12 protein-coding genes and 1 pseudogene are annotated in these 14,677 nt (G+C 64.2%); 6 read left to right on the top strand and 7 right to left on the bottom strand.

The genetic code is table 11. The features are described 5' to 3' along the window. Positions 1 to 13 precede the first annotated feature (13 nt). Both VH499_RS18610 and VH499_RS18605 read right to left on the bottom strand, forming a co-directional pair. Positions 14 to 717: pseudogene (locus tag VH499_RS18610) on the bottom strand (IS5 family transposase). Between the two features lie 130 nt (positions 718 to 847). Further along, the gene (locus tag VH499_RS18605; RefSeq protein WP_332054246.1) at positions 848 to 1,579 is read right to left on the bottom strand and encodes a GntR family transcriptional regulator; all 732 of its coding nucleotides are present in this window, start codon (positions 1,577 to 1,579) and stop codon (positions 848 to 850) included. Between the two features lie 346 nt (positions 1,580 to 1,925). Between VH499_RS18605 and VH499_RS18600 the strand changes: the two genes are divergently transcribed. The 6 genes from VH499_RS18600 to VH499_RS18575 all read left to right on the top strand — a co-directional run bounded on the left by VH499_RS18600 (position 1,926) and on the right by VH499_RS18575 (position 7,305). Continuing rightward, on the top strand, positions 1,926 to 3,125 hold the full coding sequence (locus VH499_RS18600; RefSeq protein ID WP_332054245.1) for an ABC transporter substrate-binding protein: 1,200 nt from the start codon (positions 1,926 to 1,928) through the stop codon (positions 3,123 to 3,125). 98 nt (positions 3,126 to 3,223) lie between these two features. After that, positions 3,224 to 4,090, top strand: coding sequence for a branched-chain amino acid ABC transporter permease (locus tag VH499_RS18595; RefSeq protein WP_332054244.1), 867 nt, complete (start codon positions 3,224 to 3,226; stop codon positions 4,088 to 4,090). 14 nt (positions 4,091 to 4,104) lie between these two features. Then, a complete protein-coding gene (locus tag VH499_RS18590) occupies positions 4,105 to 5,073 on the top strand; it encodes a branched-chain amino acid ABC transporter permease (protein WP_332054243.1) in 969 nt (322 codons plus the stop codon). Further along, positions 5,073 to 5,852, top strand: a complete 780-nt coding sequence (locus tag VH499_RS18585; protein WP_332054242.1) for an ABC transporter ATP-binding protein — start codon at positions 5,073 to 5,075, stop codon at positions 5,850 to 5,852. The genes VH499_RS18590 and VH499_RS18585 overlap by 1 nt, the downstream gene beginning before the upstream one ends. Before the next feature lie 2 nt (positions 5,853 to 5,854). Continuing rightward, positions 5,855 to 6,574, top strand: a complete 720-nt coding sequence (locus VH499_RS18580) for an ABC transporter ATP-binding protein (RefSeq protein ID WP_332054241.1) — start codon at positions 5,855 to 5,857, stop codon at positions 6,572 to 6,574. Then, complete coding sequence (locus tag VH499_RS18575; protein WP_332054240.1) at positions 6,574 to 7,305, top strand: aspartate/glutamate racemase family protein; 732 nt, start codon at positions 6,574 to 6,576, stop codon at positions 7,303 to 7,305. The genes VH499_RS18580 and VH499_RS18575 overlap by 1 nt, the downstream gene beginning before the upstream one ends. 40 nt (positions 7,306 to 7,345) lie before the next feature. On the opposite strand, the gene rpmG is transcribed toward VH499_RS18575, so the two are convergent. From rpmG to topA, 5 genes are all read right to left on the bottom strand, one after another. Continuing rightward, a complete protein-coding gene (gene rpmG, locus VH499_RS18570) occupies positions 7,346 to 7,513 on the bottom strand; it encodes a 50S ribosomal protein L33 (RefSeq protein WP_332054239.1) in 168 nt (55 codons plus the stop codon). 104 nt (positions 7,514 to 7,617) lie between these two features. Continuing rightward, positions 7,618 to 9,192: a S41 family peptidase gene (locus VH499_RS18565; protein ID WP_332054238.1), complete on the bottom strand. Its 1,575-nt coding sequence runs from the start codon at positions 9,190 to 9,192 to the stop codon at positions 7,618 to 7,620. 61 nt (positions 9,193 to 9,253) lie between these two features. Then, positions 9,254 to 9,676 carry a DUF983 domain-containing protein gene (locus VH499_RS18560; protein WP_332054237.1) on the bottom strand — a complete coding sequence of 141 codons (423 nt, stop codon included), beginning with the start codon at positions 9,674 to 9,676 and terminating at the stop codon, positions 9,254 to 9,256. A gap of 5 nt (positions 9,677 to 9,681) precedes the next feature. Beyond that, on the bottom strand, positions 9,682 to 11,958 hold the full coding sequence (gene rnr / locus VH499_RS18555) for a ribonuclease R (RefSeq protein WP_332054236.1): 2,277 nt from the start codon (positions 11,956 to 11,958) through the stop codon (positions 9,682 to 9,684). Beyond that, the gene (gene topA, locus VH499_RS18550; RefSeq protein WP_332054235.1) at positions 11,951 to 14,644 is read right to left on the bottom strand and encodes a type I DNA topoisomerase; all 2,694 of its coding nucleotides are present in this window, start codon (positions 14,642 to 14,644) and stop codon (positions 11,951 to 11,953) included. The genes rnr and topA overlap by 8 nt, the downstream gene beginning before the upstream one ends. Between the last annotated feature and the right edge of the window lie 33 nt (positions 14,645 to 14,677).

Raw genomic sequence — 14,677 nt, 5'->3', positions numbered from 1 at the left:
CTAGGCTCCAGACTCAATTGCACCAGTAGATGATTGCGGCCGCGATGATGGCGGTGGCGAGGAAGTTGTTGGCGAGCTTGTCGTAGCGAGTAGCGACGCGACGCCAGTCCTTGAGGCGACACCATAGCCTCTCGACCAGATTTCGGCTGCGGTAGGCCAATCGGTCATAGGGGATCTGCCGGACGCGGTCTGAGGATGGTGGAATGACCGCCTCGGCCCCGAGTTGAGCGATCAGCGCGCGCAACGCATTGCTGTCATATCCGCGATCGGCAATCACGCGGGTGATTGGTGGCAAGGTCCGCAATAGCAGGGGTGCGGTCGCCATGTCGGAGGCATTGCCGGGCGTCAGCAGGATCAGGCGCGGCCGGCCTTGGGCGTCCGCGACGGCATGGATCTTGGTGGTGCGCCCGCCCCGCGAGTTGCCGATGGCCTGGACGAAGGCCCCCCTTTTGCCCCGGCGGCCGAGCGGTGCGCTTTGATATGAGTACTGTCGATCGACACCGTGGCGGTGATGCCGGTGGCGCCGGTGAGCGCCTCGAACATGGCGAACCAGATGCCCTGCCGGCTCCAGCGATTGAAGCGGTTGTAGATCGTCGTATAGGGGCCGTAAGCGGCAGGACAGTCACGCCACCGGGCGCCTGAGCGAAGCATGTGCACGATCCCGCTGACCACTCGCCGGTCATCGACACGATGCGCACCACGCCGGCCGCGCGGCATCAAAGGGGCAAGCCGACGCCACTCTACATCCGATAGCCAATACAGCTCCCGACCCATCGACACCTCCAGCTCTCGCCGGAGACTGAATCACATCGACCAGTCGCGCGGAACCCCCAATTGAGTACAGACCCTAGACCAACAGGGTGCGCAGGTCGGCCGCTGGAACGTCGGAGCCGTCGGTATGGAGACTCCGACCGATGTGTTCGAGGTGGTGGTCCATCAGCCGGACGGCTCGTGCGCCATCCCTGCTTCCAAGGGCATCCAAGAGGTCGCCGTGCTCCCTTTCGGCGCACGCCGCAGAAAGTCGCGAGCCAAAAAGCGCGATAATCAGCGAACTGCGGGCGACCAGTTCTTCGACGAAGCGCACAAACACCGGATTCCCGGCGACCTCGGCCAGCCTGATGTGAAACTGGCCGGAAAGCCTGATCGCTTCGCGCCTGTCCCCGCTTGCGATCGCAGCGGCTTCTTCGGCGACATGCAGGCGCAGATTCTTGATCTGGTTCTTCGTGATGCGGGTTGCGGCCTGTCGCACGACCGACAGTTCGATCGTCCGGCGGGCCTCGAAAACATCGCGCGCTTCCTCGGCCGTCGGGCTTGCCACGAACGCGCCGCGGTTGGGATGCAATGTGACGATACCGCGCTCGCCGAGCTTGACGAGGATCGGCCGAATGCGCGCCCTACTGACAGCAAAGGCGTGGCACAAGGCATTTTCCGTGAGCTTCATCCCCGGCCTCAGCCGATGGTCCATGACCGCGGTGAAAATGCGCTCAACGATCTGATCTTCCGAGATCGCTGCACCGATCTTCGAGGCGGCGAGGGATGCGTCGCCATCCGGCGCGCGCGTGGATCTACGCCTGTTCATTTCGTCTGTCTGGTTCCTCAGTCCGCCCGATGCGGCGCGAGAAACGACCGCCTCCGTCTGAAACCGACGTGTTCATGACCATAGGATTATGTACATAGGAACGACGTATTGTGCACAGTTCTTTTGCGGTACTGCTGACAATCTTACAATTGCCGGCCAAAACTTGAGCAGCCGGGAGCGACTCCGGAGGAACTCCTGAGCGGGATTCGCCGACGCGGTTCGCGGATTGGCGGCAGTATCGATACGGATTGTTGACAATTGCTCGGCATCCGTACTTAGCTTCGACTGCGAGCACGAAAGCCCTTGTGCAAATCGCTGTGACAGACGGATTCCAGGGGAGGAAACAATGGCTGCGCAACGTTCGACACTCAAAATTCTCGGCGTGGTATCGGCCTTGGTGGCGGCCACCGCGCTCGGCAACGCGGCCCTTGCCGCCAATCCGAAGCTGAAGATCGGTTTTGTCGGCGTGACCAGTGGCCCGGCCGCGGCATGGGGCACCTCCAATGTACGTTCCATGCAGACCCTCGCCGACATGTGGAACGGCGCCGGTGGCGTGAAGATCGGCGACAAGACCTATGACATCGAGGTGGTTACCTTCGACGATCAAAAGGACCCGAAGCTCTCGATCCAGGGCATGGAGAAGATGGCCCAGCAAGGCATCCACTACGTCGTCGGACCGAACGTCGATGACGGCGCGGCTGCGGTCCGACCGGTCGCCGAGAAGAACAACATCATCTACTTCCCGTACGCCTTCCCCAAGACGCTTTACCAGAAGCCGGCATCGAACGCCGTGCTCGGCATGGTCGCCAACTACCAGTCGGGCCCGGCGATCTACAAGTATTTGAAGGACAACAAGGGCGTGAAGACCATCGCCTTCGTCGCTGCCAACGAATCCGATCCGTTGAGCCAGCGCGACAGCGGCGTCGAAGCAGCCAAGGCGCTCGGGTTGAAGGTTGTCGCGAGCAAGGACACCTATGCGAACGACACCACCGACTTCACGCCGGTGCTGACGCCAATCGTGGCCTTGAAGCCGGATCTTCTGGTGCTTTCCGGCGTCGCCCCGGCCAACGCGCCGTTGCTGATCCGCGCCGCTCGCGAGCTTGGTTACACCGGCCTCATGTCGACTGAGACCGCCCAGGACGCCAACGTTCTCAAGGAAGGCGCCGGAAAACTTGCCGACGGCTTCATTTCCGTCGGCGGCGCCTCCACGCCGGAAATCCGCTCGGACCAAATGGTGAAATTCATCGACACCTACACCAAGAAGTTCGGTGAGTACAACGACGAGTCCAACACCAAGGTCTACGCGCTGGAATATATCGTCGACACGCTCAAGGCCAACCCGGCGGCGGTCGACAATATCGGCGAGTTCAAGAAGACCATGGACACCTTCTCCGCGCCCAATCCCTACCTCAAGGACGCGAATGCCAGGCTAACCTATGTCGGCATGACATCCTTCGGGCAGAAGCGTCAGCTTTCGGTGCCGATGGTCGTGAACGAATACGAGAACGGCGCCTTCAAGACGCTGTTCGTCGGCCACGTTGACTAGCCGGCCCATCGCATCATCCTTGTAGATTGCCGGACCGGGCCTTGGGCTCCGGCAATCAGGGATGCCACGGCATCCTTTGCGCGGGTGACACGGGGTAAATGGAACAGGTCATCGTCAACGGCCTCTATCTGGGCGCGCAATATGCGCTGATTGCGTTGGGGCTGACGCTCATCTTCTCGTTGATGAACGTGCTGAATTTTGCGCACGGCCAGATGTATGTGCTTGGCGCCTTTGTCACCTATACGGTTTACGGTCAGTGGCATCTGCCGTTCGTCGTGGCGCTCATTGCATCGTCGCTCACGCTGTTCGCGCTCGGCGCGTTGATCGAGATGTTCCTGTTCCGGCCGGTGATCCGTAGGAGCAAACGTGAGGAAAGCACCATGTTGCTCGCGGCGGCGATCGCCTTTCTGTTCGATGCCGGCATCCTGCTCATCTTCGGCGAAAAGGGTCACGGCGTGCCCAAAATCGTGCGCGGCGTGCTCAACACCGGCGCCATCATCATCCCCTATGATCGCATCCTGGTCGCCTGCCTCGCGGTGGTGTTCATCGCCGTCTTCATGGCGTTCATGCAATTCTCCAGGGTCGGCCGTGCCATGCGGGCGCTGGCCCAGGATCGCGTCGCGGCGCAGTTGATGGGGGTGAACGTCGATCGATACTCGATGATCGGCTTTGCTCTCGGCGCGCTGCTGGCCGGGCTCATCGGCGGACTGCTCGTCGCCATCACCGGCGTGAGCTCCGGCATCGGCACAGCGGTCTCGACCAAGGCCTTCATGATGGTGATGATCGGCGGTGCCGGCGTGGTCGGCGGAGCCATTGCCGGAGGCTTCATCCTCGGCATGCTCGAAGCGGTGGGGCTCTCGGTGCTCCACGCCTATGGCGACATCACTTACCTCGTGATCTTCGCCAGCCTCATGGTCTTCCTCGCCATCCGCCCCAATGGTCTGATGGGCAAGCCGTGGGGCTGACAATGCACACCACGATGAAAGCCATCGGCGCTGCTGGCCTCGCGGTAGTGCTTGTCGCGCTCGTGCCCTTGGCACTCAATGCCAGCGGCCGCTTCGACCTCTACTACACGCTGACGCTGATCGCGCTGCTCTCGATCGCCAGCGCCGGAGTCTGGATCACCTTCTACATCGGCCGGATCAACATCGGTCAGGGGGCATATGCCCTCATCGGCGGATATGCGTCGGCCATTCTGGTCACCACCTATGGCTGGAACTTCTGGCTGACCATTCCGGCGGCGGGATTCTTCTGCGCCGTCGTCGCTGTTCTCATCGGCATGCCGATCCTGCGGCTCCGCGGCGTGTATTTCGCCATGGTGACGCTGGTGCTGACCGAGGTCGCGCGACTGGCGGCGCTGGCGCTGCCAATCACCAACGGCGCAAGAGGCATGGTCAACCTGCCGCCCCCCGGACCCGTCACCCTCTTCGGCCTGACCATCGTTCCGGATTTTGCGACGCTCGCCAATCCACGCCCCGCGTTTTACCGGCTATCGGTGGTAGTGATGCTGCTGGTATTCGCCGCCCTTTGGCGATTGGTGCATTCGCGCATCGGCCGACTCTTTGCCGCCCTGCAACAGAACGAGGAACTCGCCTCCTCGACGGGCGTCAACATTGCCTGGCTGCGGATCATCGCCTACGCGGTCTCGTCCTTCCTCGGCGGTATTGCAGGCGCGATCTTTTCGGCCATCTCGCAGTCCATCTATCCCTCGAGCTTCACCATCCAGGATTCGATCAATTTCATGCTCAATTGCTTCCTCGGCGGGTTGGGTTACGTGTTCGGGCCGATCGTCGGCACGTTCGTTCTGCGCTTTGGCTGGGAACTCTTGTTTCAGGCGGGGCAGTACCAGCTGCTGATCTACGCAAGCCTTCTGATCCTTCTGATGTTGCTGCTGCCGAACGGGCTCCTCAGTCTGCTCGGCATGCGTCGGGGAAAGGCGGCACATTGATGGAAGGGATTCTCCAGGTCGAGAACCTGACCAAGCGCTACGGCGGTCTGGTTGCCGTCAACGACATCTCGTTCAGCCTGATGGAAAAGGAAATTCTGTCTGTCATCGGTCCAAACGGGGCGGGCAAGTCGACGCTGTTCAAACTCATTGCGTCTTTCGTGAAACCGACTTCCGGCAAGGTCACTTTCCACGGCGAGCAGATCTCGGGTCGGGCGCCGCATCTGGTCGCGCGCAGGGGAGTAGTCCGCACTTTCCAGGAGGCCACGATCTTCAAGGGCATGAGCGTGCGCGACAATGTCATCGTCGCTCACCATCTGCGCTCGCACGCCAGTCTGCTTGGCTTCTACGTCGGCAGCCGCGCGGCCCGTGCCGACGAGACCGAGTTCGGGCAATCGGCGGATGAAATCCTCGAGTTTCTCGGCTTGGCCGGCCTGCGCAACGAGCAGGCCAGCACGCTGCCGCAGGGTCATCTGCGGGCGCTCGGAATCGCCATCGGACTGGCCACCAACCCCAAGGTCCTGCTGCTCGACGAGCCCTTTGCCGGCATGAACCACGATGAGACCATGCATGCCGTCGATCTCGTGCGTGGCGTGCGCGACCGCGGCGTGACTGTCATGCTGGTGGAGCACGATATGCCGGCGGTGATGCGCATCTCGGACCGCATCGTGGTGCTCAACTTCGGGCAGAAGATCGCCGAGGGCAGCCCCGCCGAAATCCAGCGCAACGACCAGGTCATCGAAGCCTATCTTGGCGTCGAAGACGAGACGATCGGCACCTAGCGATGACGCTCCTTTCGGTCTCCAACGCCGAGCTCTACTACGATCACGTCTATGCGCTGAAGGGTGTGTCGATCGAAGTCGAAGAAGGCGAGACCGTCGCGCTGATCGGCGCCAACGGAGCGGGCAAGAGCTCGATTCTGGGCGCCATCACGGGCCTGCGAAGACTGCGCCGCGGTGAGATTCACTTCGCCGGCCGGCGCATCGACGGCGCCACGCCCGACGCCATAGTCAAGATGGGCATCGCCATGGTGCCCGAAGGCCGTCGAGTCTTTCCGCTGATGAGCGTCCGCGACAATCTGCTGATGGGCGCCTTCAGTCGTACCGACAGGGCGGGCATCGCGGTTACACTCGAAGGCGTGCTGACGCGCTTTCCACGCCTCAAGGAGCGCTTCAGCCAGCAGGCCGGCACGTTGTCGGGCGGTGAGCAGCAGATGATGGTGATCGGTCGAGCACTCATGGCAAAACCCAGGTTGCTGCTGCTCGACGAACCGTCGCTGGGCATCGCGCCGAAACTCGTCCAGGATATTGCGCGCTCCATTGTCGCGATCAATCGCGACGAAAAGGTCTCCGTCCTGCTGGTCGAGCAGAATTCGCGCATGGCGCTCCGCATTTCGCGGCGTGCGTATGCGCTGGCCACCGGTTCTGTCGCGCTTGCCGGCAATTCGGCGGAACTCCTCAACGATGAGCGGGTGAAGAAGCTTTACCTTGGAGGAGAGCTCTGATGCGGCTGCTCGTAGTGAATCCGAACACCACGGCCTCCATGACGCGCAAGATCGGCGAGGCCGCCAGGTCGGCCGCCAATGCCCGCACGGAGATCGTCGCCGTCAATCCGGAGTCCGGTCCATCGAGCATCGAAGGCTACTATGATGAGGCCTTCGCCATCCCCGGTGTCATTGCCGAAATGCGGAAGGCTGGCGAGATCGATGCCACCATTATCGCCTGCTTCGACGATACCGGGCTTGACGCAGCCCGGAGCTTGTCGCCTGCACCGGTGATCGGCATCGGGGAGGCTGCGTTTCACATCGCCAGTCTCGTCGCCGGCAAGTTCTCCGTCGTGACCACTCTGTCCCGCTCCGTACCGGTCATCGAGCAGAACCTCGTTCGCTATGGATTGACGAACCGATGTGCGCGCGTGCGTGCCGCGAATGTCCCGGTACTCGATTTGGAAATCCCGAACTCGCCGGCCCGCGGCCGGATTTCGACGGAAATCGACCAGGCGATCCGCGAAGATCGCGCCGAGGCTATCGTCCTCGGATGCGCCGGCATGGCCGATCTCGCCGCCGAACTTTCCCGTGAGCACGGTCTACCGGTGGTGGATGGTGTCGTGGCAGCGGTGAAGCTTGCGGAATCGCTGATCGCCCTCGGCCTAAAAACCTCGAAGCACGGCGGTTACGCGACGCCGCGTCCGAAATCCTTTTCGGGGGCGTTTGCAACTTTTTCGCCGACCGACTGATCACCAGCCGATGCGTCCAGGATGGCGTCGCTCTCGGACGTCACTTGATCTTGGATTCCTTGAAGACGACGTGCTTGCGCGCAACCGGATCGTACTTCTTGAGCTCGAGCTTCTCGGTCTTGGTGCGCGGGTTCTTCCTGGTCACGTAGAAGAAGCCGGTGTCGGCGCTGGACACCATCTTGATCAGAATCGAAGTCGGCTTGGCCATGGTCCTTGTCCTTGAGCCCCTTGGGCGAATTCCTGGAAGGCCGGCAAGGTAGTCGGCAGACAGGCGCTGTCAAGCGCCTCGGCATCAACCGCGACGACGGCCGCTCAGCGTGCTGCCGCCTGATCGATCGATCCCAGCCGGACGGCCTCGGCATAGAGCTTCGGATTGTGCAGCAGGCGGCTGGCGATCTCGACGTCGCGCTGCGGTGAATCTTCGCCGGGAGGGCAGATCTTGCGCAAATCGGCCACCTCCTGGGCGCTGGGATCTCGCTCGGCATGCCAATGCTGCAAGAGCGGCCGGCTGGCATCGACCGCCGACGGCTGAAGGGTGTCCGGGTTGGGTACCTTGGCGCTGCAGACATTGGGCATGACGCCGAGTTCGTTCCAGGTATAGCCCGACGGGGCGACCAGACGCGACCAGGTCAGGATGAGCTCGCCCTGGTTTACCAGCTTGACCACGGTCTGCACCGTGCCTTTGCCGTAGCTCGTGGTGCCGACCACGACGGCGCGGCCGCGATCCTGCAGCGCGGCAGCCACGATCTCGGCAGCGGAGGCCGAGTTGCCGTTCACCAGCAGCACGATCGGCAGATCGTTGGCCCAGTCGCGGCTCTCGCTGCGATAGGTGTGCTGGCTGTCGGGATGCCGGCCCCGGGTCGAGAAGATGATACCGTCACCCACGAACAGCTCGGCCACGCCCTCCGCCTGGTCGAGCAGGCCGCCGCGATTGCCGCGCATGTCGATGATGATGCCGGCAAGCCCGGGTCCGATGTCCGCATGCGCCTTGTCGATCGCCTGCGCAAGTGAATCGGTCGTGGCGGTATTGAAGCCGCTGAGATGGATCAAGGCGAGATTGCCGTCCCGCGTGTACGTTACCGTAGTCGGAATGATTCGGCCGCGCTGCAGCATAGCCGTGATCTTGCTTCCGTCGCCCGGCCGCAGGACGGTGAGCGCCACCGGGGCGCCGACGGGTCCGCGCAGCTTGTGGACGACGTCGATCAACGGGCGATCGATCATGTTCTCGCCATCGATCTCGAGGATCTGATCGCCGGGGCGGACTCCTCCCTTGCTGGCCGGAGAGCCATCCTGCACGGCGATGATTATGACCTTCTTTTCGTCGGTGCGTTCGACCGTGATGCCGATACCGCCGCCGCCGTCGCGCTGGAAGCGATTGTCGCGCGCCTCGTCGGGATCGGCGTAGCGGGTGTTCTTGTCGAGCTGCTTGGTCGTGGCGACCATCGCCGCCTTCGTCAGCGCGCTGCGATCCGTGTGCTGCAGCACAGGTGAAGCGTCGATCGAGGCCGCGAACAGATCGCTGAGCATGGTGCCCCAGGCCTTGCCGTCAGCCGGATCCTTGGGCGACGGGCGTGACAGGATGGCCTTGCCGTCGCGCATCACCGTATAGGTCTGACCGTCCGCGACTAGCGAGAGCGCCGGATCGGCGCCGGCGAAACCGCGATAGGTCTCGACCGAGATCTTGCGGAAGTCGGGCTCGTTCAGATGACGCTCGGCGATCAGGCGGTAGGCTTGGAGGATGACCCGCTCAGGACTGGCCTCGGATGCCGCGCCGGGTGGGGGAGGTGTGGAGGCACTGGTCGTTCCGCAGGAAGCAACCAGCGAGGCGGCGAACAATGCGGCTGTCGCGTGGGACAGCACCAGACGGAAAAGACGAGTCAACGACACGAGGACACCCTAAGACAAGCAGCGCCGCAAGCAAGCCAATAGAGAGCGTCCATCGTGTGGATCAGGGAGATAGATCCAACCCGCCGGCCGAAGGCTTGGGCGCCGCCACGCGATGAACCCACAGCAGGGAGATGACGGCTCCCTTGACGCGGGGCAGCAGAAGCAGCGCGAGCAGGACGGAAAGAGGCAGCCACAGCAGCGCATGGAACCAGAGCGGCGGCTGGTTGCCATAGCGCTCCAATACCAGAACAAGCGGGACGACAATATGGCCGACGGCGAGGATCGTGAAATAGGCAGGCGCATCGTCGGCCCGGTAGGGCTCCAGCATCAACCGGCAAGTCGGGCAGTGACTGCGCATCTTGAGGAAGCCGCCAAAAAGGGCGCCCACGCCGCAGCGCGGACAAAGACCTCGCCAACCGCGCTTCAGTGCGGTGAGGAAAGCAACGGGAGCGTGTGCAACAACCATGGCGTCCAAGATGGACATCCTGCCTACTTTCGTCGTCGCGACCGTTTGTCCCGAGGCGGCCTTCCGTGCGCGACCGGACGACGCGGGCCGCCGCGGCGATCCTTGACCTGCATACCGCGACGGCCGCGCGGCAAGGCGTGGCGCTCGACGCGTTCGATTACATCGACCAGCTCGAAGAGCAGGCCGCCGGTGGCGGCGTCGGCTTCGACCAGCTTGACGCGCAGCCGGTCGCCGAGGCCGAAGCTTTCGCCGGTCCGTTCGCCAATCAGCATCTGGCGACCTTCCTCGTGGCGGAAGAATTCCGCGCCCAGGCTGCGGATCGGCAGCAACCCGTCGGCGCCGGTGCCGTCCAGGGAAAGGAAGAGCCCGAAGCGGGTAACCGAGGTAACGCGGCCGGGAAAGGAAGCGCCGACATGCTCCGCCATGTAAGCCGCGACATAGCGATCCATGGCGCCACGCTCGGCCGCGATGGCGCGCCGCTCGCACATCGACAGGTGCTCGCCGAACTCCTCAAACCTGCCGCGGTCGGCCTCGCTCAGCCCGCCGTCGCCCAGGCCGAAGGCGGCAATCAGCGCGCGATGCACGATCAGATCGGGAAAACGGCGGATCGGCGAAGTGAAGTGCGCATAGCGCGCCAGCGCCAGGCCGAAATGGCCGAGATTGCTGGGGCTGTAGATGGCCTGGCTCTGGCTGCGCAGGACGGTCTCGTTGACGAGGCGGGCGACCGGCTTGTCGGCGACGACCTGCAGCACGTGGTTGAGGTCGCCGGGCCGCAGGTGCGGGCCGGCAGGAAGAGCGATGCCGAGGGTCGCCAGGAATTCGCGCAGAGCCTCCAGCTTGGCCGGATCGGGTTGGTCGTGAACGCGGTAGAGACAGGATGCATGTCGCTGCTCGAGTGCCTGCGCGGCCGCGACATTGGCCAAGACCATGAACTCCTCGATCAGTCGATGGCTGTCGAGGCGCTCGCGCACGCCGATCTCGGCAATGCGGCCATCGCCACCCAGCTTGACCAGCCGCTCCGGCAGGTCGAGATCGAGGGCGCCCCGCTTTTCGCGCGCCGCCAGGAGCACCCGAAACGCGCCGTAGAGCGGCTTGATGACCGCTTCCAGCAACGGCCCGGTCTCTTCGTCTGGCACGCCGTCCATGGCGCGCTGCACGCGGGCATAGGTGAGGCGAGCGGCCGAGCGCATCATGGCGCGATGGAAGCGATGACGCTTGAGATGGCCGTCGGCGTCGACCCACATCTCCGCCACCAGCACCGGGCGGTCCTGACGCGGCACCAGCGAGCACCAGTGATTGCTGAGCGCCTCGGGCAGCATCGGCACGACCCGGTCGGGGAAGTAGACCGAGGTACCGCGTCGATAGGCTGCGCGGTCGAGCGCTCTCTCGGGCCGCACGTACCACGCGACATCGGCGATGGCGACCAGCAAGCGCCAGCCACCGGGATGGGCCGCATCCGGCTCGGCATAGACGGCGTCATCGAAGTCGCGGGCGTCCTCGCCGTCGATGGTGACCAGCGGCGTCGTGCGCAGATCGAGTCGATGGCCGAGCGGGGCGGCTTTCGCGCGCTCGGCCTCGTCGAGCGCCGCCTGCGGAAAGTCGATCGGCACGTCGTTCGCCGCAATCGAGATCAAGCTTATGGTGCGCGGATCACTCATGGGGCCGATGCGTTCGATCACGCGGCCGCGACGCGAGAGGTGGCCTCCTGTCTCCTCGATCCAGACGACGTCGCCGGGCTGGGCGCCGTTCCTGTCGGCCGGCCGGACGTCGAACTCGCGGCGCAGCTTGCGATCGGTCGGCGTCACTCTGCCGAGACCGTTCCGGCCTGGCGGCTCCTCGTAAAGACCCAAAATCTTCTTCGGGCCGCTGCCCAGGCGGCGGATGATGCGCGCCTGATAGATCGCCGCGCCGCGCCGATCGAGCGAGGCGAGGACGCGGTCGCCGACGGCAGGCGCGGGTCCGCCCCGGTTGCCGCGGGGGTCGATCTCGATACGTGGCGCCGGGCCGTCCTTTTCCTCGTCGTGGCGCCGCGGCACCGCGAGGAGGTGGCCGTCGTCGTCGACCTTCACGATCTCCAGCACGGCGACGTTCGCGAGCGCGCCGGGATCCTTGAACGTCCTGGCGCGGTCGGCGGCGATCTCGCCGTCGTTCCGCAGGTTGCGTAGCAACTCCTTGAGCTCGATGCGCTGGTCGCCCTTCAGCCCGAAGGCGCGTGCAATCTCGCGTTTGCCGACTGGTGTTGAGCTTTCCCTGATGAAGGTCAGCAGTTCGTCGCGAGTCGGGACGTGCCCCTTAGCCATCGGTGCCGGTGCGGGGCGGCGTCTCGGCCTTGGCCTTGCGCTTGGGCGCAGCCTTCTTCCTGGCGGTGGATTTGGCGGACTTCGGGGACGCAGGTTTCTGTCCGGCATCGTTTGCGGCCGCGGGCGCCTTCCTCGCGCGGGGCGTCCTGGCCTTCTTGCCGCCGCCCTTGGCGGCGCGTTCGGCAAGCAGGCCGACGGCCTGATCGACGGTGAGCTCCTCCAGCTTGATGTCGCGCGGCACGGTGGCGTTGATGCCGGCGTGCTTCACATAGGGCCCGTACCGGCCGTCATAGAGCTCGATCGGCTGGCCGTCGCCCGGATGATCGCCGACGACGCGGACCGGCTTGGCAGACGCCCTGCCGCGCGTCTGCCTGGCTTCGGCCAGCAGCGCCACTGCCCGGTTCATGCCGATATCGAGCACGCTCTCGTCGGCCGGAATCGATTTGTACTTGCTGCCGTGCTTCACGTAGGGCCCGAAGCGCCCGACGCCGGCCACGATCTGCTCGCCGTCATCCGGGTGCGGCCCCAGTTCGCGCGGCAGTGCCAGGAGCGCCAGCGCCTTGTCGAGCGTGAGATCATCGGGTGTCATGCCGCGCAGCAGCGACTGGCGCCTCGGCTTCTCCTTGCCCTCCGGCTCGCCGAGCTGCACGTAGAGACCATAGGGGCCGTTGCGCAGGGTCACTTCCTTGCCCGACGCGGGATCGATGCCCAGCAGCTTCGGCTTGTCGAGATTGGCGCCCGAGGCGGCATCGGCTTCGCTATCGACGATGCCGAGCTTGCGGGTGAAGCGGCACTCCGGATAATTGGAGCAGCCGATGAAAGCGCCAAATTTGCCGAGCTTCAGGCCCAGCCGGCCATTGCTGCAGGACGGGCATTCGCGCGGGCTCTTGCCGCCATTGTCGTTGGCCGGAAAGAAATGCGGTCCCAGCTCCTCGTCGAGCTTGTCGAGCACCTCGCTGACGCGCAGGTCCTTGGTCTCGCCGACGGCGGCGGAGAATTCCTTCCAGAACTCGCGCAGCACCTGGCGCCAGTCGATCCGGCCGTCGGAGATCTCGTCCAGCTCCTCCTCGAGATGGGCAGTGAAATTGTATTCGACGTAGCGTGGAAAGTAGGTCTGCAGGAAGGCGGTGACGATGCGGCCGCGATCCTCCGGCACGAAGCGCTTGCGGTCGAGCCGCACATAGTTGCGCCGCTGCAGGACGTCGATGATGCTGGCATAAGTCGACGGTCGGCCGATGCCGAGCTCCTCGAGCTTCTTCACCAGGCTCGCCTCCGAATAGCGCGGTGGCGGCTCGGTGAAATGCTGCTCCGGAATGACCTCGCGACGCTCCAGCGCCTCGTTCTCGGTAACATCCGGCAGGATGGCGCCGTTTTCGTCGGTATCCGGCTGCTCGTCCCGGCCTTCGTCGTAGAGTGTCAGGAAGCCGTTGAACCTCACCACCGAGCCGGTGGCGCGGAGGGCGACGTTCTTGTCGCCGCTTGCGATGTCGATCGTCACCTGATCGAGCACCGCGCTTTCCATCTGGCTCGCCACCGTGCGCTTCCATATCAGCTCGTAGAGCCCGAGCTGGTCCTTGTCCAGGTATCTCGCGACGTCCTGCGGCGTGCGGACGAGGTCCGTCGGCCGGATTGCCTCGTGCGCCTCCTGGGCATTCTTCGCCTTGGACGAATACAAGCGCGGCTTCTCCGGAAGGTAGTCGGGCCCGTATTTGTCTTCGATCAGACGGCGTGTCTGCCCGATCGCTTCGGGCGCAAGCTGCACGCCGTCGGTGCGCATATAGGTGATCAGGCCGACCGTCTCACCGCCGATGTCCACCCCTTCGTAGAGACGCTGCGCGATGCGCATGGTCGTCGCGGCGCCGAGGCCAAGCTTGCGCGAGGCTTCCTGCTGCAGGGTCGAGGTGATGAAGGGCGGCGGCGGGTTGCGCCGCACCTGCCGGCGCTCGATCGAGGAGACGGCAAAGGCCCGGCGCTCGATCTCGCGCTTCGCAGCCTCCGCGCGCTCGGCGGTGTCGAGGTCGAACTTGTCGAGCTTGCGGCCGTCGAGATGGGTGAGCCGGGCCTTCAAGGTCTGCTTCTTGGACGTGCCGAAGATCGCATCGACCGTCCAGTACTCGCGGCTCTTGAAGACTTCGATCTCCGCTTCGCGCTCGCAGATCAGGCGCAGCGCCACCGATTGCACACGTCCGGCCGAACGGCTGCCCGGCAGCTTGCGCCATAGCACCGGGGAGAGCGTGAAGCCCACGAGATAGTCCAGCGCGCGGCGGGCTAGATAGGCGTCGATCAGCGGCTGATCGAGGTCGCGCGGGTGGGCGACCGCCTCCAGTACCGACTGCTTGGTGATGGCGTTGAAGGTGACGCGCTTGACGTCGACTCCCTGCAGGGCCTTCTTGCGGCCCAGCACATCTCTCACATGCCAGGAGATGGCCTCGCCTTCGCGATCCGGGTCGGTGGCGAGATAGAGCTTGCTCCCCTTGGAGACGGCCTTGGCGATGGCGTCGAGACGCTTCTGGGAAGGCGCATCGACCTCCCAGTCCATGGCGAAATCCTCGTCCGGACGGACCGAGCCGTCCTTGGGAGGCAGGTCGCGGACATGGCCATAGGAAGCCAGCACCGTATAGCCGGGGCCGAGATACTTCCCAATGGTCTTTGCCTTGGCAGGCGACTCGACGACCAACACGTTCATCGTCGAACAAAGCTCCAGTAAAGTCTTGCTAAC

The sequence above is a fragment of the Reyranella sp. genome (assembly GCF_036558665.1).
Classification (GTDB): Bacteria; Pseudomonadota; Alphaproteobacteria; order Reyranellales; family Reyranellaceae; genus Reyranella.
The sequence above is the reverse complement of the archived record's forward strand: the minus strand, read 5'-3'. Positions and strand labels throughout refer to the sequence as shown.

Coding starts and splice junctions, on each gene's coding strand:
- VH499_RS18605 (WP_332054246.1), bottom strand. CDS start 1,579: ATGAACAGGCGTAGATCCACGCGCGCGCCGGATGGCGACGCATCCCTC.
- VH499_RS18600 (WP_332054245.1), top strand. CDS start 1,926: ATGGCTGCGCAACGTTCGACACTCAAAATTCTCGGCGTGGTATCGGCC.
- VH499_RS18595 (WP_332054244.1), top strand. CDS start 3,224: ATGGAACAGGTCATCGTCAACGGCCTCTATCTGGGCGCGCAATATGCG.
- VH499_RS18590 (WP_332054243.1), top strand. CDS start 4,105: ATGAAAGCCATCGGCGCTGCTGGCCTCGCGGTAGTGCTTGTCGCGCTC.
- VH499_RS18585 (WP_332054242.1), top strand. CDS start 5,073: ATGGAAGGGATTCTCCAGGTCGAGAACCTGACCAAGCGCTACGGCGGT.
- VH499_RS18580 (WP_332054241.1), top strand. CDS start 5,855: ATGACGCTCCTTTCGGTCTCCAACGCCGAGCTCTACTACGATCACGTC.
- VH499_RS18575 (WP_332054240.1), top strand. CDS start 6,574: ATGCGGCTGCTCGTAGTGAATCCGAACACCACGGCCTCCATGACGCGC.
- rpmG (WP_332054239.1), bottom strand. CDS start 7,513: ATGGCCAAGCCGACTTCGATTCTGATCAAGATGGTGTCCAGCGCCGAC.
- VH499_RS18560 (WP_332054237.1), bottom strand. CDS start 9,676: ATGTCCATCTTGGACGCCATGGTTGTTGCACACGCTCCCGTTGCTTTC.
- rnr (WP_332054236.1), bottom strand. CDS start 11,958: ATGGCTAAGGGGCACGTCCCGACTCGCGACGAACTGCTGACCTTCATC.
- topA (WP_332054235.1), bottom strand. CDS start 14,644: ATGAACGTGTTGGTCGTCGAGTCGCCTGCCAAGGCAAAGACCATTGGG.